Source organism: Psychrobacter sp. M9-54-1 (assembly GCF_016613355.1).
GTDB classification, from domain to species: domain Bacteria; phylum Pseudomonadota; class Gammaproteobacteria; order Pseudomonadales; family Moraxellaceae; genus Psychrobacter; species Psychrobacter faecalis.
The window spans coordinates 22,177-48,847 of the sequence record NZ_JADGFW010000011.1 but is presented as its reverse complement, the minus strand read 5'-3'; the positions used below and the strand labels follow the sequence as shown (position 1 = coordinate 48,847).

At 44.4% G+C, this 26,671-nt stretch carries 19 protein-coding genes and 1 tRNA gene; 17 read left to right on the top strand and 3 right to left on the bottom strand.

The window, feature by feature from the left end; translation table 11 throughout:
• Positions 1-92: 92 nt before the first annotated feature.
• Both IQ457_RS05215 and IQ457_RS05210 read right to left on the bottom strand, forming a co-directional pair.
• On the bottom strand, positions 93-1,040 hold the full coding sequence (locus IQ457_RS05215) for an ABC transporter ATP-binding protein (protein ID WP_068408527.1): 948 nt from the start codon (positions 1,038-1,040) through the stop codon (positions 93-95).
• Between the two features lie 387 nt (positions 1,041-1,427).
• Positions 1,428-2,108: a c-type cytochrome gene (locus IQ457_RS05210; RefSeq protein ID WP_200662370.1), complete on the bottom strand. Its 681-nt coding sequence runs from the start codon at positions 2,106-2,108 to the stop codon at positions 1,428-1,430.
• 371 nt (positions 2,109-2,479) lie between these two features.
• Here IQ457_RS05210 and IQ457_RS05205 point away from each other — a divergent pair.
• The 14 genes from IQ457_RS05205 (at position 2,480) to IQ457_RS05140 (ending at position 12,549) form a co-directional block, all read left to right on the top strand.
• Positions 2,480-2,556: transfer RNA gene (locus tag IQ457_RS05205), tRNA-Arg, on the top strand.
• 160 nt (positions 2,557-2,716) lie between these two features.
• Complete coding sequence (locus tag IQ457_RS05200; protein ID WP_200662369.1) at positions 2,717-4,183, top strand: tyrosine-type recombinase/integrase; 1,467 nt, start codon at positions 2,717-2,719, stop codon at positions 4,181-4,183.
• 158 nt (positions 4,184-4,341) lie between these two features.
• Positions 4,342-5,799, top strand: a complete 1,458-nt coding sequence (locus IQ457_RS05195; RefSeq protein ID WP_200662368.1) for a hypothetical protein — start codon at positions 4,342-4,344, stop codon at positions 5,797-5,799.
• 214 nt (positions 5,800-6,013) lie between these two features.
• Entirely contained in the window at positions 6,014-6,292 is a 279-nt protein-coding gene (locus IQ457_RS05190; RefSeq protein ID WP_200662367.1) for a helix-turn-helix transcriptional regulator, read from the top strand.
• A gap of 2 nt (positions 6,293-6,294) precedes the next feature.
• Positions 6,295-6,528, top strand: a complete 234-nt coding sequence (locus IQ457_RS05185) for a helix-turn-helix domain-containing protein (RefSeq protein WP_200662366.1) — start codon at positions 6,295-6,297, stop codon at positions 6,526-6,528.
• Entirely contained in the window at positions 6,521-7,108 is a 588-nt protein-coding gene (locus tag IQ457_RS05180) for a hypothetical protein (RefSeq protein WP_200662365.1), read from the top strand. The genes IQ457_RS05185 and IQ457_RS05180 overlap by 8 nt, the downstream gene beginning before the upstream one ends.
• Positions 7,101-7,646, top strand: coding sequence for a hypothetical protein (locus IQ457_RS05175; RefSeq protein WP_200662364.1), 546 nt, complete (start codon positions 7,101-7,103; stop codon positions 7,644-7,646). The genes IQ457_RS05180 and IQ457_RS05175 overlap by 8 nt, the downstream gene beginning before the upstream one ends.
• A 24-nt stretch (positions 7,647-7,670) precedes the next feature.
• Positions 7,671-8,288 carry a hypothetical protein gene (locus IQ457_RS05170; protein ID WP_200662363.1) on the top strand — a complete coding sequence of 206 codons (618 nt, stop codon included), beginning with the start codon at positions 7,671-7,673 and terminating at the stop codon, positions 8,286-8,288.
• Positions 8,285-8,515: a hypothetical protein gene (locus tag IQ457_RS05165; RefSeq protein ID WP_200662362.1), complete on the top strand. Its 231-nt coding sequence runs from the start codon at positions 8,285-8,287 to the stop codon at positions 8,513-8,515. The genes IQ457_RS05170 and IQ457_RS05165 overlap by 4 nt, the downstream gene beginning before the upstream one ends.
• Positions 8,516-8,641: 126 nt before the next feature.
• A complete protein-coding gene (locus tag IQ457_RS05160) occupies positions 8,642-8,893 on the top strand; it encodes a hypothetical protein (RefSeq protein ID WP_200662361.1) in 252 nt (83 codons plus the stop codon).
• Positions 8,857-9,699 (top strand): YdaU family protein, encoded by an 843-nt coding sequence (locus IQ457_RS05155; protein WP_342343302.1) that lies wholly within the window; start codon positions 8,857-8,859, stop codon positions 9,697-9,699. The genes IQ457_RS05160 and IQ457_RS05155 overlap by 37 nt, the downstream gene beginning before the upstream one ends.
• Positions 9,686-10,534 (top strand): ATP-binding protein, encoded by an 849-nt coding sequence (locus IQ457_RS05150; protein ID WP_200662359.1) that lies wholly within the window; start codon positions 9,686-9,688, stop codon positions 10,532-10,534. The genes IQ457_RS05155 and IQ457_RS05150 overlap by 14 nt, the downstream gene beginning before the upstream one ends.
• Complete coding sequence (locus IQ457_RS05145) at positions 10,531-11,898, top strand: replicative DNA helicase (protein ID WP_200662358.1); 1,368 nt, start codon at positions 10,531-10,533, stop codon at positions 11,896-11,898. Before IQ457_RS05150 ends, IQ457_RS05145 begins: the two co-directional genes overlap by 4 nt.
• 180 nt (positions 11,899-12,078) lie before the next feature.
• Positions 12,079-12,549: a hypothetical protein gene (locus tag IQ457_RS05140; protein ID WP_200662357.1), complete on the top strand. Its 471-nt coding sequence runs from the start codon at positions 12,079-12,081 to the stop codon at positions 12,547-12,549.
• Positions 12,550-12,746: 197 nt separating this feature from the next.
• On the opposite strand, the gene IQ457_RS05135 is transcribed toward IQ457_RS05140, so the two are convergent.
• Positions 12,747-13,832: a hypothetical protein gene (locus IQ457_RS05135; RefSeq protein ID WP_200662356.1), complete on the bottom strand. Its 1,086-nt coding sequence runs from the start codon at positions 13,830-13,832 to the stop codon at positions 12,747-12,749.
• Positions 13,833-14,410: 578 nt separating this feature from the next.
• Here IQ457_RS05135 and IQ457_RS05130 point away from each other — a divergent pair.
• The 3 genes from IQ457_RS05130 (at position 14,411) to IQ457_RS05120 (ending at position 26,293) form a co-directional block, all read left to right on the top strand.
• Positions 14,411-15,115 (top strand): hypothetical protein, encoded by a 705-nt coding sequence (locus IQ457_RS05130; protein ID WP_200662355.1) that lies wholly within the window; start codon positions 14,411-14,413, stop codon positions 15,113-15,115.
• A gap of 121 nt (positions 15,116-15,236) precedes the next feature.
• The gene (locus tag IQ457_RS05125) at positions 15,237-16,733 is read left to right on the top strand and encodes a hypothetical protein (protein WP_200662354.1); all 1,497 of its coding nucleotides are present in this window, start codon (positions 15,237-15,239) and stop codon (positions 16,731-16,733) included.
• A gap of 5 nt (positions 16,734-16,738) precedes the next feature.
• Positions 16,739-26,293, top strand: a complete 9,555-nt coding sequence (locus tag IQ457_RS05120) for a PLxRFG domain-containing protein (RefSeq protein ID WP_200662353.1) — start codon at positions 16,739-16,741, stop codon at positions 26,291-26,293.
• Positions 26,294-26,671 lie beyond the last annotated feature (378 nt).

Sequence of the window (26,671 nt, the reverse complement as noted above, 5' to 3'; positions counted from 1 at the left end):
ACGCTATCACGGCCCGCAGATTGCCTATATGGTTGCTATATTTATAGTGGTCTATTTATGTGGGTAAATCGAGAAATTATGAATAAAACAGCCTACGAGCTTAAAGGTTCATGCAAGCTTTTATCGACCAAGCGCATAAACAACTCTTCTAAACGGTTGGCTTTATTACGCATACTGGCGACCAAAACGCCTTGCTTAGACAACTGCTCAAAGACACCGTTTAGCGACTCCCCTTCTGTCAGGGTCACTTCAAGCGTTAAATCATCGGGTTGTAGCGTGTCAGTGACCCCTGTTAAAGCAATTTGTTTGGTCAATGGCGTTGCTAAATCAAAGACAAAAGTTTCGACCGATAACTGCGCAAGTAAATCCTTCATTTCCGTATTAATACGAATCTCACCGTGATCTAAGATAGCGATACGCTTACAAAGCTGCTCTGCTTCTTCCAAATAATGGGTGGTCAAAATAATCGTGGTATTTTCTTCAACGTTAATCTGCTGCATAAATTCCCACATCGAGCGGCGCAGCTCGATATCAACCCCAGCCGTTGGTTCGTCGAGTATCAATAGCTTTGGTTTATGAATCAAGGCGCGCGCAATCATCAATCGGCGCTTCATACCGCCCGATAGCTCGCGCGCTTTATTATCGCGCTTATCCCATAAGCCTAATGCTTTGAGCAGTTTTTCTGCTCGCGGCTTAGACTCTTTGGCAGCAATACCAAAATAGCCGGCTTGAGTAATCAAAATATCTTCAACTTTTTCAAACTGATTAAAGTTAAATTCTTGCGGTACCACGCCCAAAAACTGTTTGGCTTTTGAAGGTTCAGCCAATAAGTCAGTACCAAAGATATGCACACTACCCGCCGTTGGCTTAAACAGGGAGCTAATGATACCAATCATCGTTGATTTGCCCGCACCATTTGGCCCAAGGAGCGCAAAAAATCCACCTTGTGGCACTGTCAAGCTGACATCTTTTAATGCCGAAAACCCGTTGCCATAGGTTTTAGATAGGTTCTGAATAGATAGCGCTGGCACCTCAGACATGAATACCTCTTTAATAATGATGTATCTATAAAGGAATATAGAAGACGATTCGGGAAAAGTTAGTTTCTCTCATATTTGCTCTCGTCTCTTACGACGAGTCTAGTGTCTAGATGTGAGGCTCGCGGTCGCAGATTTCAACGTTAGGATGATATAACCACGATATTAATAATATCAATCGACGACCACAAAAAAACGCCTACCTCATTAAATGAAATAGGCGCTTTATAAGCTTCTAGATATGACTGCTGTTATTCCCAATACTGTAAAGTGCTCTCAATATATTTATATGTTAAAGGAGAATAATGATAAAAAAGCAAAGTAGGAGACGATAGCTACTTTACCGTCTCCTACTTTTTTCTATTGCTTTTTTACATATGGCACAGGCAATTAGCTTGCTTCATCAACCATATAATCCACTGCGCTTTGTACTTCTTCATCAGGAATATCAGCGCCGCCTTTAGCAGGCATAGCGTTAAAGCCATTGATAGCGTGCGTGTACAAGGTATCTTTACCTTTGGCGATACGTGGACCCCAAGCACCAGCATCACCTAACATAGGCGAACCAAGTAGTCCTGATGCGTGACAAGTGTGACATACGGCGTTATAAACGGCTTTACCATCACGAGGGCCATCACCCGCTGCTGGTCCAGCAGAGCGAGCAGTAACATCACAAACCTCATCGTCTTCGAAGCATATTTTAGCAACCGGCTGAATACGAGCAATCAAGTTAGGATACAAAGCGATGAGCTTTTGTACTTGTGGCGTATCTTGCGGAATAGGCTCTTCTTCAGCGGCAGGTGCGGCAGCGGCTGTTGCTTCTTCAGCAGGTGCATCTGCATCGGTCGCGTCTGCTTGCGCAGCTTCATCGGTAGCTGCAGCGCCATCGGTAGTATCAGCAGCAGCTTTGGTATCGTCACCCAATTTTTCAGGCAAGTTATCGACAACCTCTTGCCCTTCTGCGACATCAGATACGGTTACAGGCGTGTCTACAACACTTTCGGCTTGGCTCACAGCAATACTAGCGATTCCTAGAATGGCAGCTGCCGATAACATAACTACTTTTCTCATTCGTCACGTTCTCTTATTGCGTATACAAGGGCCGACACGACTTGGACCTTCTGTTTGTCCTCCTTTGATAACCAAGCAGTTATCAATAGCAAACAGCCATCCCGCATACGGGCGCGCTTGTAATCGGTGATTATAAATATGAATTCTCCCTGACATTATAAGGGAAAAGGCAGGTAGATTGCCATGCCTGTTTGCCGACTATGGTGTTTTTTCTTAAAAAACGCCAATAGCGGCCTTCATTCATTGGCTTTATGACTTTTATTTGTTAGACTAAGCGGTCTTAATTTTTAGACCACTTATCGTTCTAATAACGGCTAATTACCCTTAGTTATACACGTCATCAGTTTATTGGATTTTAGTCGATCAATTATGCGCTCGTAGCTCAGTTGGATAGAGTATCGGTTTCCGAAGCCGAGGGTCGTGGGTTCGATTCCCGCCGAGCGCACCAATCCCCATGTTTACACATAACCTCACATTACCTTCTAAGCTCCTATCCCTTTAGTCTCAAAGCTTTCTGTCTTACAAGATTACTTGCTATTACCTAGCAGCACCACTACAATGTTGTTAAAATAGTTGTTAAAAAACATTTAACACTTCATGGTGATGTCATGATCAAAAGAAAAGATTATCAGCTAACCGACGCTGGCGTGAAAGCAATCGCCAAACAACCGGTGCCAGATAAAATCACTCGTCATGGCGATGGTAATAACCTATACCTAATCCAACACACCAATGGCACATTATTTTGGCAAATGACCTATCGTTATCAATCTGATAAAGATATAAAGCCAAAACAGAGAACCTATCAAATCGGTGTTTATAAATCCTGCAAACAAAACGCTGATGCAGCGTTCAAGCCTGAAATATCATTAAAACAAGCGCGGCTGGCACGTGATAAAGCCAAAGCATTGCTTGCTGATGGTATCGAACCCACTGAACATAAGAACCACTTAAAAAATAACTATGAACAAAGAGATTTGTTTAAAACCATAGCGAAAAGCTATTTAGACGAAAAATCAGAAACCACATCAAAGAACGTACAAAAGCTGCAAGGATTTTTAGATAACCATATTCTAAAACGTTTGGGTTCATACCCTATTGGCGCTATCACCGCGCAAGATGTGATTAAAACTGGGCTAGATATTCAAGCAGATTTTGAGAAACAAGGGAAATACACGTCAGAGACTGCTCATAAGTGTATGGGACTTATCAGCTCCATCTTTGAGCATGCTATCAATACTCTAGGCTATGACATTATCAACCTCGCCAGCGGACGTAATAAAGCCTTAAGACCTCACAAAGCTAAGCGCATGAAAGCCGTTGAGCAGCACCAATTCCCCGAACTACTACGTAACATAGATAACTATATAAAGAAGCACCCAAACGGGCACCAGCAGACAGTGGCTGGCTTGCAGCTCATGACACTATGTTTCGTGAGAACTAAAGAGCTGAGGTTCTTTGAATGGTCAGAAATTGACTATCATAAAAGCGTCTGGCGCGTACCGGCACACAAGATGAAAATGCGACAAGAACATATCATCCCATTGTCACCGCAAGCAGTAGCTATTATCGAGCGTATGCGACCACTGACAGAACGAACAGGTTACGTGTTCTACAACTTTGAAAGCGGCAAGCCATATAGCGAGGGTTGGTTCAATCAGGCATTAAAACGAATGGGCTATACAGGTGACCCCTACCCCAAGATGACTGGCCACGGTTTTAGGCAGCTTGCCAGCACAGGGTTATATGAGTTGCAGTTCCCGGAGAACATCATAGAAATACAGCTTGCCCATCTTGAGCAGTCAAGCGTCAAAAAGCGATATGACTTATCGGCCCATCTACTCGAAAGACAGGTAATGATGAACCAATGGGCTGACTATTTGGACGACTTACGTGATGGCAAGGCTATTAATTTTGATTTATTGACGCCTGATGAGGTAGCAGAAGAAATACAGATTAGGAATAAACAAGCGACTGATATAGCAGTGCATGACAAGGAAGCTCTGATAAAGAGCTTGAAAGCACAAGGGATATCAAAAGAAGTTTTAATGAAACTTGCAGAACAGCTTCAATAAATACCGTCAGTATTGGACTGACAAACTGAACTTGATAGCGCCAATCGCTATCGATACCGATTGCAAGGCTAGGGGTTGCTCCCGAACGACAGATATTCACACCCTTAAACTGTCACTGCCTTGCTCCTATTATGATTAAGGGTGTAAGGGTGTGTACTGTGAGCTTAGTAGATCTAATAAAAAAAGAAGACGATAAATATATAAGTGTTAGAACATTCATTAAGTTAGTTTCTAATCATACTAAAGATAGTGATGACTTGGTCATTGAGTATTTAGGCAAATTTTGTTTATCTGATCGTCATGACAATGTTAAGGTTTATATCAAAAATTCTGGTAATTGGTATTCATCCGAATTTTTTATAACATATTTAATATCTAAACGTGACGAAGTAGATAATTTTCGTTTTCATACCATGAGCGAGCTAGAGAAAAATGATAAGTTCCTAGCATCCTATTTTCTGAAAGATGAAGTTTTCAATGCTAGTTTTATGAAGGGCATTGATTTAAATCCTGATAGCCATGAGTTACTTTTGGACTTTGATTATGACGATAATCCAATTGATACGTGGCTTGAAAAAATTAACCGACAATATATTTCCGCACTTAAATATGTAAATGATTTAGGTAAAGGTATTGGCTCAAAAAAACCTTTAAAGTTAAATCTTGAGTATCTATTTGAAAATGTTTCGTTCGACGAAGTTAAACTTTACTTATATGACGATAATAAGAAAAAATACTTCTTGGTCTCACGAAACGATGACTTAGACTATACAACCTCCATTGATGTATTAAAAGGTATTTACCATGCCCTAGATGATAGTCAATCAGGTATAAATTTCTCAGACACAGTTCTTAAACCCTTTAAATACTTTTATTTTGAGTTTTCGAAACTGCCAGACATACGTAATTCAGACGATAATACGGCTGTACCAGAACAGATAGATAGCAGTAAAAGGCAGCTACCCAGTCATTATTCGAAGCCTTTAGACGGTAATAGTCGAACTGATGACTTAGGTGAAAATCAAAGGCTGTTAATAACCTATGCGTTCTTCACTGCAGAAGATATGACTTGCTTGATTATTGACGAGAACCCTGCCTACATTAATAACGACGCTAACTATCTAAGACATCATCGTATGGTTTGCAATGCCATTGATGCCGGCTCCTTGGTTCCTGATGACACCGACCGAATTCCAGCTGAACAAGTTAAAAGATGGCTAGCTAACCACAACTTTATTTACAGAGGCTTTAATGACAAAATATCGAATGATGATGACAAGGTAGGATTACCAGCAGTAGGACACGTCATTAAAACCTATGATCAGATTGTTGAGGAGCTGGCGACCGCTAACAATAAAGTTGAAGACCTTAAAAATAAGCTAGAACAAGCTAAAACTAATAAACGTCTATACACTACCCCAGGTATAGAAGTAATGGATGCTGTTATAAAAGAGTTTTGGATTAATTACGATTCTGAACAGCCAGCACCTAAACAAAGCACTATTACTGAATGGATAACAGATAACTTTGATGGTATATCATACGCTTTAGCATTAAATATTGATAAAGTTTGCCGTCATAGCGATGCACGAAGTGGTGGAAAATTTAAAAGGTAGTTAAATTTTTAATCTATTGCTATAAGGTCAATGAACCCTTGTGTATCAAGGGTTTTTTAATGCCCTCACAGCAATAGTATTAGCCCTGACAGCAATATTATTGCCATAACATCATATCAATAGCACTTGCATGATAGCCGATGCCATCACTTAACATTCACCTCACAGCAGGGCGTTACCGCCCATTACTTTAAATGCGAAGAGGTGAACTACCATGACGTTAGTCGATCAATACCTAAGAATGGCAGACCTTGCCAATCAACCCGAGCGCAAAGCCAAGACTTATATCACCCGATCAGGCCAACGGCGCACCGTCACCGCTAAGCCTGCTACACGCGGCATTACCGGCTTCTCTATTAAACACATCTATCATCTAATTAAAAACGACCAGTTCCCGGCTCCAATAAAGATTGGTCATGCCAGCGTTTGGCGCTTATCTGAAATAAACGAATGGTTAGATAGTCATAGCCAAGCTGCCAGTAGCGAGGCATAACTATGATTACTCCACGGCAGGCAGTAACAGCGACCCAAACAGACACTATCAAAGCCCATCTCATGACTGGCGCACCCATATCAAAGTGGGATTCTTACGAGCTCTATCAAATTACATGCCTTGCTCAGCGTGTCCATGAATTACGGAGGGCAGGCGTGAAAATACAAGGTAAGTCTGTCACTAAAAATGGTAAGCGCTTTGAGCTCTATTGGATCGAGGAGAAGGACCGTGTCTAAATTTAACAATATCAACAAGGAAGAGCGTACCCGGTACGTGAGTGGTCAGGTCAATAAGCCTGCCGATACTCACGGAACGGGTTGTAGTACCACCAACAAAGATGACGGCATTCTAGCCAGCATAAACGAAGCAACAAAGGAGCATCGTGCCAAGCATGATGCTTTAGCGGCCGTAAATGCAGATGATGGCGTATGGGTAACACACGATTTTGTTGATAACCTATCGAGGGCCCTAACCATCAGATCCAAAGTGCTGGAAACACTGGCGTATCATGTAAAACACCCGGATAGCAAAAATGCGGACAAGATGAATGATTGCTCAACGGATGTTACGTATATCGCCATGAGCTTAACGCTAGCAACAACCAACTCCAATAACTCTTGTATTGGCGGTACATGGCTGGATCGACGTTACCTTAAGCACCTAAAGCAGTCTATCGATGGCAATGCTAACGTCGTAGGCACGATAGCGATAATAGCGCAGCTTACTAACACCTACATGCATAGAGGCGTCAGGGCAGAATCAGTGCAACTTACTGAAATAGGCAAAAGCATAGGGGAGTTGCTTGCTCATGACTAATAACATCAAAACCAACCTAAGACCTTATCATGGCTCAAATTACGACTGTAAATACTCAAATTCGAGTCTTAATAGTAATAATTTGAGTTTAATTGCTAATGTTTCGAGTTCAGTCGCTCAGGTGAAGCGCTCTGTTAAAGAGCATGCAAGTTTGAGCATTTCATTTTCTGTTGTAACACCGGTCATTACCCATTTATTTGATTTTAGCAATAGTGAAAAACAGGGCTTTACAAGTCATGATGACAAGCGTTACTATAGCCCTACTACTAATTGTTCAGCGGTAAAGCCAAACCGTCATTCCCTGGCTATTTTTATGTCCAAAATTTGTCTGACTAACTATCAGCGATTTACCAATGACATAAATACGAATATTTCTGCACTGCAGACAAGTCATAAATATAGTACCGATACCATCGGTGCGAACATCTATGACGGGTTAAGTGGGCCGAATAAAAGACCCCTTGTGGGAAATAAGCCCCGCCGTCTGAACACGGTAGTTAATAACCTGTCACCCTTTTTTTGGGTGGCAACAAACTAACTAATTGTTCAGGAGCTATCCATCATGGGTAATTCAATTCGCACGACCTCAAAAACTACCACCCCTACACTAGCTACCAAACAAGCTATCTTTGCTATTGGTGATGTTGTTCTGTGCCCGTCATTAAGTAGCGAGCCGTTTACTCTCATAGCTGACCAATATGGCCAACGTGATTTATTATCACTTACTCACGATGGCAGCTATTTCTATTACGACGAACAAGGCTATTTTGTCCCAGCGTCTGACACAGAAACAGGTGACTATAGGCCAAACCTATTTCACGACACACCATCTAACCGCCAAGCGATTGCTACTCTATATAGCAACGCCTCTACCACCCAATCAAGCCAACGCAAAGTAATCGATATTACCGAAGCTGATGACGATGAGGTTATTTTAATATCTTCAGTCGAGCTATCGGACACTGCTTGTGATATCGGCGGCGCTATTGGCTTATTGAATGATGTTGGCATGCTGTTATGGATGATATATCAAGAGAAGATGACGCCAAGCCAAGCAGCATCAATGGCACGCTTGTCGCATGATTCTACTGACACATGGGCCGACTTACTTAGTAGTAGATTGAACACCATCAATAAATCATTGGCTCAAACCACCTTTGGTACTGAGGTGTCAGCATGAGTATTAATAAACTAGCTAACGACTTGATAAACGCCAAAGAAGTTGAAATGCAGCGCCTTTCATGGTTTGACGCTTTATTCACTACTATCAAGAATGACCTTGAAAGTGGTGATACATACAAAGCTCAAAAACTTGCCGACCTCGGACAATATCTAGCGCAAGACTTCCATCATTATTCAGAAGATGATTTGGCTGGTCTTAAGAAAGAGCCGGAGGTGGCATTATGAAAAATAGCTACCCATCCAAGCAAAGCCGCCGTCATGCAAAGCGTAAAAGTTACTACAAGAAGTATCGCGCTACTCGTCAGCCTTCCAAGCAATATCTTAAACAAATAAACCGGCAGGGAGGGAGCGATGACTACCCTACTGCATAAAACGAACGCCTATAAAAAAGCCCGAGCGATAAGCTCAGGCTTCTTGGTACTGATAAATACTTTCGTGCTAATTCCACGGCAAGGACTAGCAGGCAAGCAAACACCATTCAGATCAGTGGTTAAACACCACGAGAATGATAATAGCATAACTGTCTGCAAGATTGCACCTGTCCGAGCTGATAAATCTACGTCAGCATGGTTTTTGACGCTCAGCCAAGCAGGGGGTATGTAATGCACTACTACACATTTCACCCAAAAGACTATATGAGCAAGACCAATTTTTTGGAGCCTCTGCAAGATTTGGCTTACAGGCGTATGCTTGATTATCAATACCTCAATGAGTCACCTCTTCCGGCTGACATAGATGAGATTGCTATGCTTATCAATATGCGAACGCATAGCGACAGCATTGCGGTGGTTTTGCGTTACTTCTTCGAACTCACAGAAGATGGTTATATCAACGACAGAGCTGAGCAAGAAATAGCCAAATATCAAGAAAAATCAGAAAAAGCGCGTAAATCTGCTAATGCCAGATGGAAGAAAAAAGACTCAAAAGCTAGTAAAGACAAGGCTTCAAGCGATAATGATTCGAACGCAATGCGAACGCATAGCGAAGGCAATGCTAACCATAAACCAATAACTATTAACCATAAACCATTAACTAACTCTAATGACGATGGTGAAAAAGTCCTAAATATTCCTTTTGATGTTTTTTGGAAGACCTATGCCAAGTCAGTAGCTAAAGATAAATGCGAGGCCAAGTGGAAGTCTCTTAGTGACAAGGTACGTGAAGAGATTATGCAGCACTTGCCGGCATACGTTGCTTCAACACCAGTGAAGAAGTTTCGCAAAGACCCATACACTTATTTGAATAATAAGGGCTGGCTAGACGACATCATTGTTGATGAACCAGGTACCAATCAACAGTCGAAACCTTCTTACAGTAGCATGAATGTAAATGCAAAGTATGAAGATCCGAATTATGACCCTTTGGATGGACTATCTAGCGGAACAGGAGCGCCTTATGGAAATTATTAAAGAATTATCGCGGATTGAGTTAGGGGCTATGGTTATCCGTGAGATATTGGCTGATTGCACTATCCATGGTCAGACAAAGCACAGGGATATAAGAGGTCAAGTTGATTGCTGTCAGTGTAGTGAAGAAAAGCGCGTACTTGCCAACGAAGAGCGCCTAAAGACTGACCGCGGCATCATGAGAGCGCTAATGCTAGCCAAAATGAAAGCCAAGGGCGTGAGCGCGAATATGGGACGTTTTAGCGATTGGGAGTACGACCCAGCGAAAGGCGAAGACCAGCGCGCCAAAATCGCACAGCTACAGCAGTACAGCAAAACCATCGATAGTCGTTCACGTAATGTCGTTATCCTTGGTCCTACCGGCACGGGGAAAACAATGTTGGCCAATGCTATTGCGGTTAATCATTACTTGGTCAAAGAGCGGTCATTGCCAAGCGAGTTTAAGAGCTACAACCAACAAGATTTTTATGATCACACTTGCGAGCTGATAACGTCTTTTGACATTGGTGCGCAGGCAAGAGGTCATTGGGGAAATTATCAGGTTAGTGAATATGATTACCTTCAGGAGCTTGTGTCCAATGAGCTACTAATCATCGACGACTTGGGCGCCGGTGACGGCCACGACAAAGACCGTGCGCGTATTGCTCAGATAATCGCCTTGCGCTACAACCGAGCACCAACCGTCATAACAACCAATATGGACATCAGGGCCTTGCGTGAATATTTGGGCGATAGAGCATGGGACCGCTTACAGCAAAACCTATTGGTGACGCATTGCGATTGGGGTAGCTACAGAACCAAAATGTCAGACATTCAGATTGCAGGAGCTGCCCAATGATTGAGGACCAAAAGAGATTTATTCAGGTTGAGCAATGCGTACTTAATCAGCTGCTGGGCAGAGATGGTGCATTCGATATGGTCAGCGACGTTATTATTGCTGAGGACTTCGAGGCTGAAAGGCATCGCGCTATCTATCAGGCAGTCAGTGACTTAGCCATGAGCGGCAAGCCTTACGATCAGGTCATGGTGATGGACTTGCTTGAAGAGCGCAATCAGCTCAATGAGGATTGCTGCCCGCCTGGTTACTTTGCCCAAATGAGTTTGGTGCCAAATATTACATCCAGTAGTTTGCGCAACCATGCCCAGTTGGTCAAAAGCCGCTCCATTCGCCGCCAGTCCATTGCCCAGATGATGTATGGCATACAGAAGCTTGAGGAAGGTGACAATCAGACGATTGAGATTAATAACGAGGTTATGAGCGCCATTGCCAATCTTGAAGTGGGTGATACCGACAACAGCTGTGCTCGAGTAGGCGACCTCATGGGTGGAATGATTGAGCGTATTGCAGCGGCAAAAGATGGTGTTAATAACTTCATTTCTACTGGGTTCCCTGAGCTTGATAACTTGATGATGATTGATGCTGGTAACCTAGTTGTGGTCGCCGCTCGCCCTTCAATGGGTAAGACTGCATTGGTTATGAATTGGCTTACCTATATCGCCAAGTACCGAGAAGGTGAAGCTGTATTCTTTAGCGTAGAGATGCCATCTGAGCAGGTCATGGACAGGCTGGCAAGCGCTGAGGCTCAGGTTGAGCTTACCTCTATCAGAAAAGGTCAGTTGAGCACCGATGAATGGGCCCGAATGCAGCGCTTTATATCAGACCAGGAAAGTATGCCGCTAACCATCGTGGATGAAAAAGATATCACCATTGCGAAGATACGCACTCACTTGAACCGCATTAAGCGTGAAGGTGGTGGAAAGTTATCAGCCATTGGTATCGATTACCTGCAGATAATGGGCGGGCTTGATGGGCAATACAAGATTGATAATATTGGCAGAGTCACTCGCACGCTAAAAGCATTGGGTCATGAGTTTGGTTGCCCCGTATTTTTGCTATCACAGTTAAGCCGTGACGTTGAAAAGCGCCCTAATAAGCGGCCTATCATGTCCGACTTGCGTGATTCAGGAACGATTGAGCAAGACGCTGACCTTATCACTTTCATTTACCGTAACGATTACTACGAGCAAAAAGAGAAAGGCGGTAGTGCCAAGCTTGATGGTTCAGCTGAGATCATCTTGGCCAAAAGCAGAAACGGACCAACTGGCACCGTCAGGTTAGGTTTTGAAGGGCAATACGCGCGCTTCACCAATTACATACCAATGATGGGCGACTTGGACGAGATACCGGATTACGGGAGTTAATGAGCAGTTATGAGCAGTTATGAGCAGTTATGAGTATTAATATTATAGTAGCTCTCACTATGAAGCCTACTGATTAGAATAATAAAAAGCACTCATGTTGGTCGCATGAGTGCTTTGGCTGGCAAGTAACAAGGCAATGTTATCGCATATTAATTATATATTAATTTGAGGATGAATCACATGCAGATGACGAATAAACAGATGGTATTAGAGGCCGCTATTGATTTGCATAATCAGCGGCAGGTCGTGTCACGCATAACCTTGGAGGCAGTGCTTAACTTAAAAAGAATCAGTATAACAGAGAGCTTATCGATACTCGAAGAAGAAGGCTTGCTCGATAGAGTAGTGAGTGGTGTTTATGTGCCAGTGATTCAGCATCCAGCATCACGTATCATTAGTAAGACCACGCTAAATGACGGCACTGTTAGCTTAGAGATAGCTGACAAGGCTGGTGATATTGTTATAAAACTCACGCCCTGCGAGGCAAGAAAGATTGGTGAGTATTTTATGTATGAAGCCATCCAGATGAGCAATATCCAAGCAGGTCATATAACAACTGCCGCAATAGCAGAAAGTAAGCGTCAAATGAAGGCATTGCGTAGACAGGTTAGAGAATTACAGGAAGCGCTAGCAAGTAATGTTCACGCGTAACGCTACATCTATTCTATTTATCAATATCACACGTTCCCCATGAGGGTGAACGTGTGATAACCATGGCTTTAAGATATCTCTGCTGGTGCGTATAGAGATAAAGTATTTATACTAGCCAGCCATAAATAAAAGCCCCACATAATAATGTAGGGCTTTTTTATTGGTATAGGGTGCTTAAACACATTATTCAATATTGATTAGCGTGATGGTATAGGCTGGCCTGTTTCCAGCGCAACTAATGCATCTCTTTGAGCACGTGTTAACTCTCCATTCGACCCTTTAGCAGGCTCCCTTATCCTAGCTTTTTCTCTCTCATACTCTAATCGCTCGTTGTAACCACGTCTCACAGTTGGCGCCGGAGCTTGTTCTAAAGCTACTAACTGTTCTGTTTGTGATGCTGTGAGGCCTTTAGACCCTTTAATGGGTTGGCTGATTAAAGCTTTTATTCTTTCGCGTTCAAGCTTTTCATCGTAGCTTAACTGACGTTCAGTGCTAGCTCCTTGGGCTGGTAGTGATGCTTGGGCGGATAGCTGTTGTTGCGACTGCTGATACTGTGCTTGCTGACTTCTTTGATTATGAGCTTTAATAGCTTCTAGTTCACGACTTTGTTTTTCTTGATAATCCCTTTGAGCCAAAGCCTGTGCATTATCACGTTTAGCTTGATATTCATAATCTCTATAATTCTTTAAGTCTTTTTTGAAAGTACTAAAAACATATATTACTTCTGCTGCTGTACCTTCATTTAAAATTCTCGAAACATCATCTTGCTCTGCTGCCGGCTTACCTTGCAGCCATGACTCAAATTCAGGGCTCTCCATAACACTTTCAACATCAGGATGAGCTTGATAAATAGCTTCGTAATGTAGTCTTTCAGCATTCTCATCGTTAGTGTCAACGGCCGCTAATGCTAGTACCTCTTCTTGATTCTCCGCACGTATGTCCCAATCCCAAGGCTGGCTAGTATCAACCTCACCCGTCATCTCGCCAGCTTGGTCTTGTCCGATGATAGAAGGTATGACGATAGACACAACGACCCCTAATATAGCTAGGGCAGCAATAGATAAAAAGTACTTTTTGAATAGACTTCTTTCATACTGATCAAAATCATCTTTAGGAATAAAATAAAAAACAATGTGAACGAGCGGACTGAAAAGTACCGCGGCAATCGCTAATATAGAGCTGTAACCCCACATAATTCGAACGGTTTGGAATAAATACCAGAACGATGCAACGATAACAACTAACGCTGCTAAGCAAAGGCCAAAAATTATGATGCTATCCATGACTAGTCCTATTCCAGTACTGTTTTAATACAGGAAGTATATCCGCCATACTCGTCACATGTCTAACAATTATAGACAATAGTTATATTTTATTAATCTTACTTAAACCTGAGCCAATGCGAAACTCCCACGACACACGCTATTATTAGTATCAGCTCAAAAACACTAAGATCCTCCTCCTCTTCATACTGTTGCATTTGTACTGACTCCCTATAATCTCCATCAGAGTTAGCCTGTGCTGGTGTGCATATTAGTTTCAAAGCTATTAACATATAACCCGCAGCAATAAATACCTTCCGCATGGCTAAACCTCCCCTCGTCTCATTTAACATTAAAAGTACTCCAAAATTTATAAAGTTACTAGCAGCAACTTTGACCATTCTGATTCAATTATCGCTTCACTCATAACCGAGTTATATCGATTAACTATCATCAACAGAAAGCCTTTTGAGTGATGTTAGAACGATTATGCATGACAGAATATAGTCATATAATCGCGCAAACCCACCCCCATAAGGTTCGACTTAGCGCACTTCAATGTAGTCAAATGCATACATACAAAGGCATTGGAGTATGTGATGAGTGATAGAGTGAAGGTAAATTGGGAGAGCGTTGAGCTTGCGTATCGTGCAAACGTTAAGACAGTCGCTCAAATAGCAAAAGAATTTGGTCTTAAAGACAGTACGCTACGGTCAAGAGCCAAACGTAATGGTTGGTCACGTGACCTTGGTAAGCGTATTAGATTAGAAGCGGATAAGATTGTTAATGCCAATGCTGTTAAGCGTGAAGTTGGACGCTTAGAGAATATGGATAACACTACTGTAGAGGAGAATGCCAAGCTTACCGCTAGTATTCGCATATCTCACCGAAAAGATATTGGCACAGCTCGCCAGCTGTCCATGATGCTATTCGATGACTTGAGGGCACAGATTGGCGCAGATAACCGCAAGCGCTTAGAAGACTTGTTTATTGCAGCGTTAAAAGCTAATGCGATTGACGAGTCCGCGCTTGAAGCGTATGAGCGCGTCACGTCTTTATCTAATCACGTCCGAGTGATGAAAGACTTGGCAGACACCATGACCAAACTTGTCACGCTTGAGCGCCAGGCATACGGACTTGATGATGTTGATAGCTCGCCAATCGACGCGCTAACCAGCTTGCTACACAGCATTGCGAACAATAACGGCAATGCCTTTAGTGTGGTTAAAGATGATCCTGCCTATGAGGGTGAGGTAGATAACGTGGCAAGTAATACGATAGGCGTTAAAGCTGATGTTTATTAATCAATAAGAAAGACTGGCCTGCAAGTGATTGACTTTAAAGCAAAGCTCAAAATTGAGTTTTGTAAAACCTTCAGGACAATTCCGTTTAAGGTATTTCATCAGCACCGCTATAAGGTTTTAGATGTCGCGCAATATTGCTCATACTGTACTCATAATCATTCAGTTAGAGAGAAATATCATGTCTTTTGGTTTTGTGTCAGATGAAGAGAGAAAGAAACGTCGTGAGCAATTCAACAGTAATAGAGAGAAACTAGGTTTTGGAGCCAATGCAAGCCAAGGTGGTCTGCTTGGTGCTGGCAAGTTAGGGCAACAGGCACAGCTAGGAGTTGGGTCAGTCCTAGCACCCACTCCCGCCCAGGCTCAAATGCAAGCATCAGTTCAGGCGGGCCGACAAACTAGAAATCAAGCTTTGGCGCAAATAGAAACAAATAAGCAGGATCAAGCCAAGACTCAAGCCGCTACATTGGCAGAAGCGCGCAAAGTGGTTCAGTTGCCAGTTAGAGAGCAACCGCAAGCAGTACAACAAATGAAAGCACAAGGGCAAGAGCAAGCCGGACTTTCGACAAATCCAGTGGTAGCAAAGCCTTCATCTAATCTTGGAATAATGAACCGTCCTACGCCTAAGCCTTCCCCTAACCTTGGAGTGATGAACAACCCCAACGCTGCTAAGTCGGTCAATGTAGATGACGGAACCATAGCCAAGGAAGCGCGAGCCAAGCAAGGTATTGATGATGATGCCAGCGTGTTAAACCCCGTTTATGCGGAAGGCGTGACACGCGGCAATCCTGACAATAAAAAGTTTGGCGTGTCTGTAGATAACAATGCACCCGTAGCACAGCCGATTGCACCAACAATGGGTGGCGTCAATAATGGATTTGGATTTACTGTAATGCCGCCACCTCGTAAAGCTTATGGTGAAGACAGTCGCAGGCAAGTACTAGCAATGGATATTAAGCCACACAAAAATGGTGCTGGACTGACCACCGGTCAAATTGCCCTTAAAAACTCAATCCTAAATGGTGATGATCAGAAGTATGCCAACGAGCAGTACGCCACACAGATGAACGCTGCGCAGAAATTGGCGCAAGAAGCTATGTCACAGAGTGGCGAAAACTCACGCGCTGAGCTGAATGAGCGTGGTGCGAATAGCCGTGCCAGCCAACAGCTCGGTTTTGATGCAGATAAGTTCCGACAGACGGCGGCACAGGCCCAGCAAGAAAACGATTTTAATACCCGACGCTTAGATATGCAGCAAGCCAACGATGATGTTGCCAATCACATGCCAAAGCAATTAAACGCTCTCTACGACAAATATGCTGCCGCTGAAACCGAAGAGCAGAAGTCAGCGGTTGCTGCACAAATTCAAATGCTCAAAGGCTCTAATGCCGATTCAGACAAAGAGTATTGGACCAGTATCGGCGGTGGCGAAACCTTATCTGAAGATGGTTTGACGTCCACTAAAAACCCTGACGTGCTACTTAACAGAAATACTGGTGAAACTCGATCCATTCCTCTAGAGCCTATTGACTACGCCAATGACCCACGCGCTATAGCAATAAAAAACAATACCAGTCTGAGCACTGAAGAACGTCGTAAACAACTTGAAGCGTTGAGGTAGTCGACATGGATAACAATAAAGATAAAGAGCAAAAGCCATACAACCGTAACGATGCTATTTCAGCTTTCATGCAAGACGCGCCAGCCAGAGACAAGGGTGTGCTAGGACACGTACGCGATGCAAGCTTATCCTTCCTTGCTGACGGCGCTTTAGGTGTCGGTGAAGCAGTGGTTGGTCTTGCCAACATACCTACTGGTGGTCTTGCGGGAAAAACTCTTAAAGATACATTAGGCTACGATGCGAAAGCAGCTCATGAATTTATCGGTGATTTGAAAACCGACAAGTATAAAGAGCAGAAAAAAGAATTTCAGGATGCCGACGGTATTGGCGCTAAATTTGGTAAGGCTATCAGTAATCCGTCGTTGGTTACTAACACGGTCCTTGAGTCCCTGCCATCAATGGGGCTTGGCGGCGCATACTCTAAAGGCATAGGTCTTGCGGCTAAAGGTCTATCGCCAATCGTAAGGGGTGCCATAGGAGAAGGCTTAGTTGGTGCTGGCATGTCAGCTGAACAGATACGTCAAGAAACTGATGACGGTCTATTGACTGGCAAGCAAACGGGACTTGCTGCCGCTACCGGCGCCACTACTGCAGGATTTGGTTTTGCTGGCGGTAAAGTTGCACAGAAACTTGGTATCGGTGATATCGACACTATGCTAGCTGGTGGCACACGCACAGCAAGTGGGCGTGCTGCTAACGAGGGTGCAGAAGGTGCAGTCAAGCAAAAGAACATTGTTAGACGTGCCTTGGAAGGTGCGGTCACCGAAGGTTTATTAGAGGAGCTACCGCAGTCTGTATCAGAGACAGTACTGCAAAATATCGCTCTAGACAAACCAGTAGAAGAAGGCGTCGATGCTGCTGCCGTACTTGGTCTTTTATCAGGTGCGGCGATGGGTGGGTTTGCTGGTGGCATTACTCGCAACAATAAACCAGCCAGCGACATTACGCCAACAGAAGATATGGGCCAAGAAGTACCTAGACTTGGGGCTCCCAGTCCTGATAGACCAGGTGGCGGTAATCAACTTGGCTATCAGGGTGGAATAAGCGACCCCAATAATCCTAATGGGATTGAGAACGCTAACCCGGATTACTTTAATCGTGGTCAAGGTCCAGATGCCAATGGTATGCGCAACCTGAATCCTGATCCTGAGCTACCATACAATAGCGAGCTTGGTGGTCAATTCAGCGCCACACAAGACGGCACAGTCTTTAGTGAGGCTGAATACAATAACTACTTAGCGCAGCAGCAAGAGCAAGCAAGAAGCGCGCGCGACGCTGGCATGCCTAACATAAATGATATTACACCTGTTCCTGAAGGTTATGAGCAGTTCGGTAGCGACCCACGCTTGCCAGCACCTCGCAGTGATTTTGAAGTCACAGCTGACGGCACCGCACAAACTGCCAATGATGTGAATGAAAACATCCAGAGCGTGCGAGCTGCTAACGTCGAAAGACTTGCAAGGCGACTACGTGGTGAGTTGCAAGACAATACGCCAGTACCAAAAGATGCATTAGGGTTTGGCAACCTTGAAGCCACTGACAATCGTAAGCTATCTGAACGCATGGGGCTCGACCCCAATAAGGGCGGCTTAAGTGCAGCTGCTGCTATTGCCGTGGATAGTGGCGCCAGTTCGGTCGCTGCCAACTTTGAGCAGGCAAGCGCTAGAAATGTGACGCCTAATTCTTATGAACAGTCAGCTTCAAACAATACCCTCACCCAAACCTTGGGAATAAACCCAGTATCAGAAAATAGTGGAATTACTGAAGCTCAGAATTTGCCCACACAAACCAAGTGGCAGCAATCTATGAGCGCACGCTTGCAGGGTGCCGACCAATCAAGCCCAGAATATGCACGCTTATTACAAGCCATTATTGATGAGCCCAAATCTATTCCAGTTAAAAATAAGATGCTGCGTGAAGCCTCATTAATGCCACAAATGGAAGTACAATCAAAACAGGTTGACCCAAAAGCGCGCGTCGTTGATGAAGCAAAGGCTAAGACAGTCGCATACACACCTAAAGGTGATGAAATACAATCACAGTGGGATGTAATCGATGCAAGCCAGCTTATCACTAGCAATACCGATACCTTTAGCCCAAACCCAGACTTCCCTTCTGAGCGGCAGCCACGCGACCGTACACGTGCCGGCAGTCAAAAACAAGTCAATGACATGGCTAATAAACTACAGCCAAATATGTTGGGTGCAAGCTCTGACATATCGACCGGCTCCCCCTTCATTGGTGCCAACGATAATGTAGTCGACTCAGGCAATGGCCGAACAATGGCAATCAGACGCGCCTATCAACAAGGTGGTGAGAAAGCGCAGGCATACCGTCAGTTTGTCAGTGAGAGCGCTGGCAAGTATGGCCTTGATACAAACGCTGTTAATAATATGCAAGCGCCGGTACTGGTACGTCGTAATATGTCCGATATGGATAGAAATGAGTTTGCAGCAGTAGCGAATCAGCCGGCGGTTGCTCGCATGAGCTCAACAGAACAAGCAGTGGTCGACGCTAAGCGGTTACCTGACGCCAGCCAATTAGCTTTTGGTGCCGATGGCAATATGAATTTATATCAAAGCAGCAGCTACGTTAAGAACTTTATATCTGGCCTCCCTGCTACCGAGCAATCAGCCATGATGGATGATGCTGGCGCGTTATCACAAGAAGGTAAACGACGTGTTGAATCTGCCATCATTCAAGATGCATACAATGCGCCAAACTTAGTTACTGCTATATCTGAGACGCTGGGGGAAGGCTCGCAAAACATTCTTAAAACGTTGACCAGTAAAGCACCACAAATAAGCCAAATTAATAGCAATGTGAAAAGTGGTGACGCTTTCACCAATACATTAGCTACAGACTTGGGCGATGCAGCACAGGCTTATATAGATATCGTTAAAAGCGGTCAAGACGTAGAAACTTATCTAAATCAAGACGACATGTTTGGTGAAGGATTAAGCGCTGGCGCGACTGAGATGCTTAAAATGTACTCTGACAATCGACGTTCAGCCAAAGCCATAGGCGATAACATTCAAGCACGTATCAATGCTATTACTGGTCGCGGCAACCCGAAACAGGGCGGTCTATCTTTCGATGACGATATGGAAACTGATGCGCCTAATGTGCTCAATAATGAGCCAGCCACGCAGCTAACCGATGAAAACCCTACGGTTAATATTCCATCGCCTAAGCAAACTAGACCGAAGGTTGAGTCTACCGAGCCGCCAGTACGTGATGTGCCAATAGGTGAGTGGGTAGATGGCATGAATAATGCTATCGATAGAAATCTTGCAAAGCAAAAGGCTGATGCACCAAAACCTAAGAAGGCAGTTAGTGAAAGCTCGGTAAAAAAACAAGCGGTATCAGATTACAAACTACGTTCAGTTGAAGTGCAAGAGGATTTGGCAAAGCGCGGTCTATCAGATGCCTTGTATAAGAAAGCTGGTCTTAAAAAGAATGCCAGTTTCGAGAACCTACCTATCGCTGAACAAGCAGAGGCTTACGCTAATCTGGTGGAAGACGGCACAACACCAACCACGTTTAATGAAAGCTATAACGACAAGGTAATGCGTAGAGAAAAAGAGGCGGAAGAACGCCGCAAGAAACGCACTGAGCCAAGCAAGGCAATGCAGCCAAGCAAGAGCTATTCACAAGTCCAGTCGGAAGTCGCTAACGAGATGGGCATCACCGCCAATGAAGATGGTGAATACGATATCACTGACGCCCAATTTGACGCAATGGAAGGCCGTGTTCGTGAGCGTATGGAGGCGCAGTTAGCAGAAAAAACCATCGCACCAAAACCAAGCGAACCAAAATTCAGTCGCGCCGCTGGCTTATCCGAGACGGCAGAGCTAAAAGACTTGCTTGTTGTGCACAACATTACCAGTGAAGGCGTGCTTGCGGCAACCGAACTTGGCGGCTTAGCAGCACCATCGATTGCTGTCATTCGTTCTGAAGTATCTGATTTTTCCGGCTATGGAGAAATTACCTTAGTGGCAGATCCGTTGTTTATCACGGGTAAGGATATGCCAACCTATGATGCAGATATTTATTCACCTCGCCAGCCGCGCCCTATATTTGATATCAATGAAAAGAAATTTAGAGATTTTGAAAATTCATTATCTGGCAGTCAGTACAAGCTACGAGCACCTACTACAAGTGACTTAGCGGAAGGTGCTGATAGGCTACTACGCTCCGAGGCTGTGCAATATGAGTTCCTAAAGTCTATCGGTAAAGAGCCAAAGCTTAAAAACGCAAAAATAGAACCAGCTATCAAAGCAGCCGCCAAGATAGACTTAGGTAGGCAGGCCGCCGCTGACAACCCTAAATTCTTGGCAGTAGCTACCAGTTACTTTGAATCTCAGATGCAAGAAACCATGGAAACTATGGCGGCACGAGCGAAGTTTAAAGGCGAAGACCAGACATCCGATGCAGATATTGAGTTTGTTAAAAGCATTTACTTTGGTGAAGACGGTAGTTTGGATAGAAACCAGCTTGACCGTTTTCTTGATAAAGTTAATCGATACAAACAAAGCGACGGCAAAGATTATGCTCAGCTCAGTAAAGACTTGACTGAAAAAATGCGTAGCCCTCTTATACAAAGACGTTTTGAGAAATGGGCGACCGACAAATTCAATAGTCTTGTGGACGGTAAGGTTTTATTCAAAGGCTTTACGCCTGGCGGCAATCGTAAGTACGCGCCTTACAATCTTGAAAACGTCGTTAAAGAGATGACAGGCAAGTTAAACAATGGTGAAAACTTCTCCTATGGCGCTGGCAGTGTTCGTTCGGTTTACGCTAACGAGCTAAAAACACTCAAAGATATTCAGGCTCGCAGAGAAAAAATTATACCTAAAGAAGACTTTGAAAAAATAAAAGAAGAATCCAATCAGGTTTTTTCTGACGCTATCGAGAACCTCAGACCATATTACAAGTTTGACGCGGATAGTTGGAACTACACCAGTGATGCAGCCAACGCTATTGCTGATGGTGCTGCGAGTATCAAAGAGGCTTTTGGTACTAATAAAGCAGCCAAGAAGATAATCGACGACTTAACATACTACTTATCAAACCTACCGACCGAATACTTTGAGGCCAAGGCTCAACGTGCTGTGCAGTTTAATGAATTTGATACCGCTATCGTACCAAAAGACGCTAATCCCGAAGCGGTAAAAGTGCTGCGTGATGCTGGCGTGAAGATAAAGCGTTACGATCAAAAGATAGAAGGTGATAAAAACCGTATCATTGCACAGCAAACGAAGCTCATGTTTAGCAAACCTGAATCTGAGCGCGCTAACCCCAACGCTGGCAATAAAGCAAAAGGCAGTACGCAGACCACCCGCCAGCAAGTCATTGGCAAACTAAACGATAAGTTTGGCAAAGAGACTATTAGTAAGCTCATGGCTGATGGCAAGCTTGATATCAAAGTATTGTCTGATTATGTAGTCGATGGAAAGCTAACCATTCCTAGTGACGTGGATGGCCTATACCACAACGGCAAGGCCACCTTGATTGCTGATAATCTATCTGACGATATGATTATTCCGACCTTCCTTCACGAGCTTGGCGGTCATGGCGGGATGCAAGGCTTGATGGACAAGAAAGCCTACGACGCCCTGATGAAAGACTTTGACGATCTAGTGAAATCAGGCGACCCATTAGCCGTACAAGCTAAAGCAATGGCAGATAAGGTCGCTCGCAATGAGCAAGACGCGCTCGATGAGTATCTTCCGTACCTACTCACGCTCGCGGCACGCCAGCAAGCCAAGCAAGGCAAGGTGGCTGGCATGATTAATCGCATGGTGATGGCGATACGCTCATGGCTTAAAAATACGCTTGGCGTACCGATTGCCATTAACTCGCAAGATATCTTGTCACTCGCTGAACGCATGGTAAATGAGGTTGAGAAGCAAGGCTCGCTAGACAATGTGGCTAATGCAGCGCCACAGTTTAGCGACCCAAATATTCCTGATAAGCAGATGCAGGACGTGCGCGATAAGTACGAGGGCACAGACGAGTGGATGAAAGCGCCTAATGGTGAAGATACTAATCTGAACGAACAACAATGGTTACAAGTTCGCACGCCAGCCTTTAAAAAATGGTTCGGTGATTGGGAGAACGACCCTAAAAATGCGTCTAAGATAGTCGATGACAATGGCGAGCCGTTAATATTGCATCACGGTACATCAGAAAAATTCAATACTTTTGAAAAATCAGATAGGGTTACAGATGGCAACCAAATAGATGGTTTTTTTCTTAGCCCTAAAATTTCAGTTGCTGAATCATACGCTCACTCTGCATCTATGAACAAAGGTTATTTTGATAACGAAAATGGTTATATTATTAATGGTTATGCAAACATAAGAAATCCAGACATATTTACTGACGCTGATAATTTTATAAACTCTAACAAAGAGGATTTGTTAAGCAATGGTTTTGATGGCGCTATAAGAAAAAACGACTTTAATGAATTTGTTGAAATAGTAGCTTTTGATTCCAACCAAATTAAATCCGCCACCGATAACGCTGGCACGTTTGATAGTAATAATAACGATATCCGCTATAGCCAAGGTGCTGACGGCATGAAGTTTAGTCGCGCCGCTGGCATGAATGACCAGTTCGACCCACGCAATATCGCTAAAGAAACGGCGACACGACTTTACGACTGGGCGTCATCTGCACCGCCAGGCAAGCTGTCATGGTGGCATAAGACCATTGGTACGATGTATAACCTAGCTCAGCGCAACCCATACTTTAAACCTGTCTTTGAAAACACTGAGAAGTTTATCAATGATGTGTCGTTCTATGCAGCCAAAGCCTCAGAGCTTGCACCAAGACTATTGCCGCAGCTTGATTCACTACGCGATATCACAAAGTCCGCTATCGGTGCCAAGGATAATGAAGCGCTAAGCAAGCCAATTTTTGAGGGTACGCTGCTATGGGGCCGCGACCTTGACGGTAAGGCGGTACTTATTGAGGACTGGCGCAAAAAGGTAATGGCAACCTCAAAGCAAGACCGCTTACAGATGCTAAAGGATGCCAACCGCATCACGCCAGCACAGTTGCAACAGCTTGCGACCTTGAACAACATCCAAGCCAATCGCTTTATTAATGGCATTATTGACGAGGAAGTCAACGCTGGACTTGTCTGGAAAGACAGCGAGCTACGCAGCAAGTTTGATTTATCAGATGAGCAAATCGAGCTGTACCGCGAGTTCAGATCCGCAACCGATAAAAGCCTTGATAGCTTGACGCGCTCAGACATGCTACGCCGCTTGGGTAAAGATGCCAACGATATCGAAGCAGCAGTCATGGAGGCTGGCACGTTACGCGAAGCGGTCTTTAATATCGAGCAGCATATCAATAGCTTGATACAAGCCAACCCAAGAAAAGAGAAGGCATTAAAGCAGACGCTCAAAGATATCAAAGAGTCGCAGTTCCGCACCAACAAACTAATGGATGATGGTTATGCGCCACTGTCTCGCTTTGGTCAATACACGGTCGACGTGGTAGACGCTGATGGCAACCGTGAATACTTTGGTATGTTTGAATCCGCCTATGAAGCTCGCAAGATGAAGGCAGAGATGGACGCCTTGTACGGTAATGACAACAACTACACTGTCACCCAAGGCGCGTTATCCAAGGAAGAATTTAAACTGTTCGCTGGCGTGACGCCTGAAACGGCTGAATTGTTTGGCGAGATGCTAGGACTAGATGCCACTGGTGACAAGGCGGCAGACGAAGCGTTCCAGGAGTACCTACGTCGCACCAAGAACAACCGCAGCACCATGAAGCGCCTCATGCACCGTAAAGGCATCAAGGGCTACAGTGAAGACGTTGGCCGTGTGCTGGCGAGCTTTATCTACTCGAATGCGCGTCATACCTCTGCCGCCCTAAATATGAGCAATCTTGACCGTAGTATTAGTGAGATTCCAAAAGGTGAAGGTCAGTTAAAGGATGCCGCGGTCAAGCTGGCACAGTACATTAAGAACCCTCAAGAAGAAGGTCAGTTAATACGTGGCTGGATGTTCGCGCAATACTTAGGCGGCTCTGTGGCCTCGGCCGTGGTCAACATCACGCAGCCCATTGCCGTATCGTTCCCCTACCTCAGTCAATTTGGTGGCGCGGTGAAAGCTGCTGCTCAGTTAAATAAATCATCGATTGATTGGGGTAAATCGCTGAAGAACAAAAACAATGACCATTTTGAAGCGGATTTACGTGAAGCGATTGAGCGAGCAGAGGCGGACGGAACACTTAGCCCGCAAGAAGTGCATAACCTTCTCAAACAAGCCAGCGGCAAAAACCCACTTCGCGCAGGCGATGGTACAAAAATTGGCGATGCAAAAGCGCTGGCAGGTAACACGCTGTCTCGCGTCAGTCTAGCGTGGGGTTCGCTATTTAGTTTGGCAGAGCAGTTCAACCGCCGCGTGACATTTGTAGCCGCCTACCGTATGGCGAAAGAGCAAGGCATGACTGACCCAGCAGACTTTGCTACCAAATCAATCAAAGAAACGCAGTTTGTTTACAACAAAGCCAGTCGCATGAATTGGGGACGTGGCGCTGTGGGTGGTACGCTCATGACCTTTAAAACGTACACCGTATCTTATATTGAGCTGATGCACAGATTATGGACACAGGGCGAGAAAGGTTCTGTCGAGCGTAACGAAGGTCGTAAGGCTGTTGGCATTATGCTTGGCACACTGTTTCTATTAGGCGGTGCTGGTGGACTACCATTCATGGAAGATGCCGAAGATCTGATTGATGGTATTGGTCAAATCATGGGTTATAACTTCTCATCAAAAAAAGTACGTCAAGCATACCTAGATGAATGGTTAGGCGAGATGGGCGGCGACTTTATCGATGGCGGTATTTCAAGCGTATCAGGTTCACCGACTGACGTATCAGGCCGCTTAGGTCTTGGTAATCTAATACCAGGCACCGGCATATTTAAAGAGCGCACCAGTAACTCGCGTGACGTACTTGAGATTGTCGGTCCTGCTGGTGACTTTGTGGGTCGTGTTGCTACCGGCACAAGAGATATCGCCAAAGGCGTCGCTAATCTTGATAGTACCAGCCTTAAGAAAGGCGTTCTAGAGTTTGCACCTACAGCTGTAAGAAACGCCGTCAAGGGTACCAGCATGGCAACGTCTGGCATTTATAAAGACACGAAGGGTTATAAAGTCGCTGACGTAACGCCGGTCGATGCTGCCTTTAAGTTTTTTGGCTTCCAGCCACGCGATATATCTAAAATCCAAGAGGCTAACTATCTTGGGCAGTCGTCAACGTCTTACTATAACTTACGCGCCTCAAACATCCGCGCACTATGGGCGGCTGGCGTGGTCGAAGGCAATCAATCCAAGGTCGCTGATGCACGTGCCGCAGTCAAAGACTGGAATAAGAAAAACCCTGACCAAAAAATCATTATTAAGCCAAACGATATCGCAAGGCGCGTCCGTGAGATGAAGATGGACAAGGTTGATCGTGTTATCAAGAACGCACCGAAAACAGGACGTGGGACATTGGCGCGAGAGTTAAATAGTGTGCGTGACGGTATATAAATCAGTTGTTCAAAAACTCTAATAACTCAAAGCTCACCCTGAGGGGTGGGCTTTTTATTACCACTCACCTGATAGCAGATATTCATTGATGGGTCGGCCACCTTGGGTATTCAACTCAGGGTTGTAAACCCCATATAGCCTACTTTCTAGCGACTAGCTTCAAGAGACTTATCAACTTACACATTGTGTAGAAGCTGAATTCCCACCAATGGTGGGAATTAAAGCATATCAAGATAGCAGCACCGGCATTGGTTATTTCTCCTCTTTGTACCTATCTGGAAACTCGGTTTTTATAATGAAATCAACTGTCGTGCGCTTCCACCATTTAAGTTGTTTATTGGTTCTATCAGGCGGGTACTTTTCCATATAATTGTTGAG

Bases quoted from the DNA above. Each gene is read 5' to 3' on its own strand.
- IQ457_RS05215 (WP_068408527.1), bottom strand. From the start codon at position 1,040: ATGTCTGAGGTGCCAGCGCTATCTATTCAGAACCTATCTAAAACCTAT.
- IQ457_RS05210 (WP_200662370.1), bottom strand. From the start codon at position 2,108: ATGAGAAAAGTAGTTATGTTATCGGCAGCTGCCATTCTAGGAATCGCT.
- IQ457_RS05200 (WP_200662369.1), top strand. From the start codon at position 2,717: ATGATCAAAAGAAAAGATTATCAGCTAACCGACGCTGGCGTGAAAGCA.
- IQ457_RS05190 (WP_200662367.1), top strand. From the start codon at position 6,014: ATGACGTTAGTCGATCAATACCTAAGAATGGCAGACCTTGCCAATCAA.
- IQ457_RS05185 (WP_200662366.1), top strand. From the start codon at position 6,295: ATGATTACTCCACGGCAGGCAGTAACAGCGACCCAAACAGACACTATC.
- IQ457_RS05175 (WP_200662364.1), top strand. From the start codon at position 7,101: ATGACTAATAACATCAAAACCAACCTAAGACCTTATCATGGCTCAAAT.
- IQ457_RS05170 (WP_200662363.1), top strand. From the start codon at position 7,671: ATGGGTAATTCAATTCGCACGACCTCAAAAACTACCACCCCTACACTA.
- IQ457_RS05165 (WP_200662362.1), top strand. From the start codon at position 8,285: ATGAGTATTAATAAACTAGCTAACGACTTGATAAACGCCAAAGAAGTT.
- IQ457_RS05160 (WP_200662361.1), top strand. From the start codon at position 8,642: ATGACTACCCTACTGCATAAAACGAACGCCTATAAAAAAGCCCGAGCG.
- IQ457_RS05155 (WP_342343302.1), top strand. From the start codon at position 8,857: ATGGTTTTTGACGCTCAGCCAAGCAGGGGGTATGTAATGCACTACTAC.
- IQ457_RS05150 (WP_200662359.1), top strand. From the start codon at position 9,686: ATGGAAATTATTAAAGAATTATCGCGGATTGAGTTAGGGGCTATGGTT.
- IQ457_RS05145 (WP_200662358.1), top strand. From the start codon at position 10,531: ATGATTGAGGACCAAAAGAGATTTATTCAGGTTGAGCAATGCGTACTT.
- IQ457_RS05140 (WP_200662357.1), top strand. From the start codon at position 12,079: ATGCAGATGACGAATAAACAGATGGTATTAGAGGCCGCTATTGATTTG.
- IQ457_RS05135 (WP_200662356.1), bottom strand. From the start codon at position 13,832: ATGGATAGCATCATAATTTTTGGCCTTTGCTTAGCAGCGTTAGTTGTT.
- IQ457_RS05130 (WP_200662355.1), top strand. From the start codon at position 14,411: ATGAGTGATAGAGTGAAGGTAAATTGGGAGAGCGTTGAGCTTGCGTAT.
- IQ457_RS05125 (WP_200662354.1), top strand. From the start codon at position 15,237: ATGTCGCGCAATATTGCTCATACTGTACTCATAATCATTCAGTTAGAG.
- IQ457_RS05120 (WP_200662353.1), top strand. From the start codon at position 16,739: ATGGATAACAATAAAGATAAAGAGCAAAAGCCATACAACCGTAACGAT.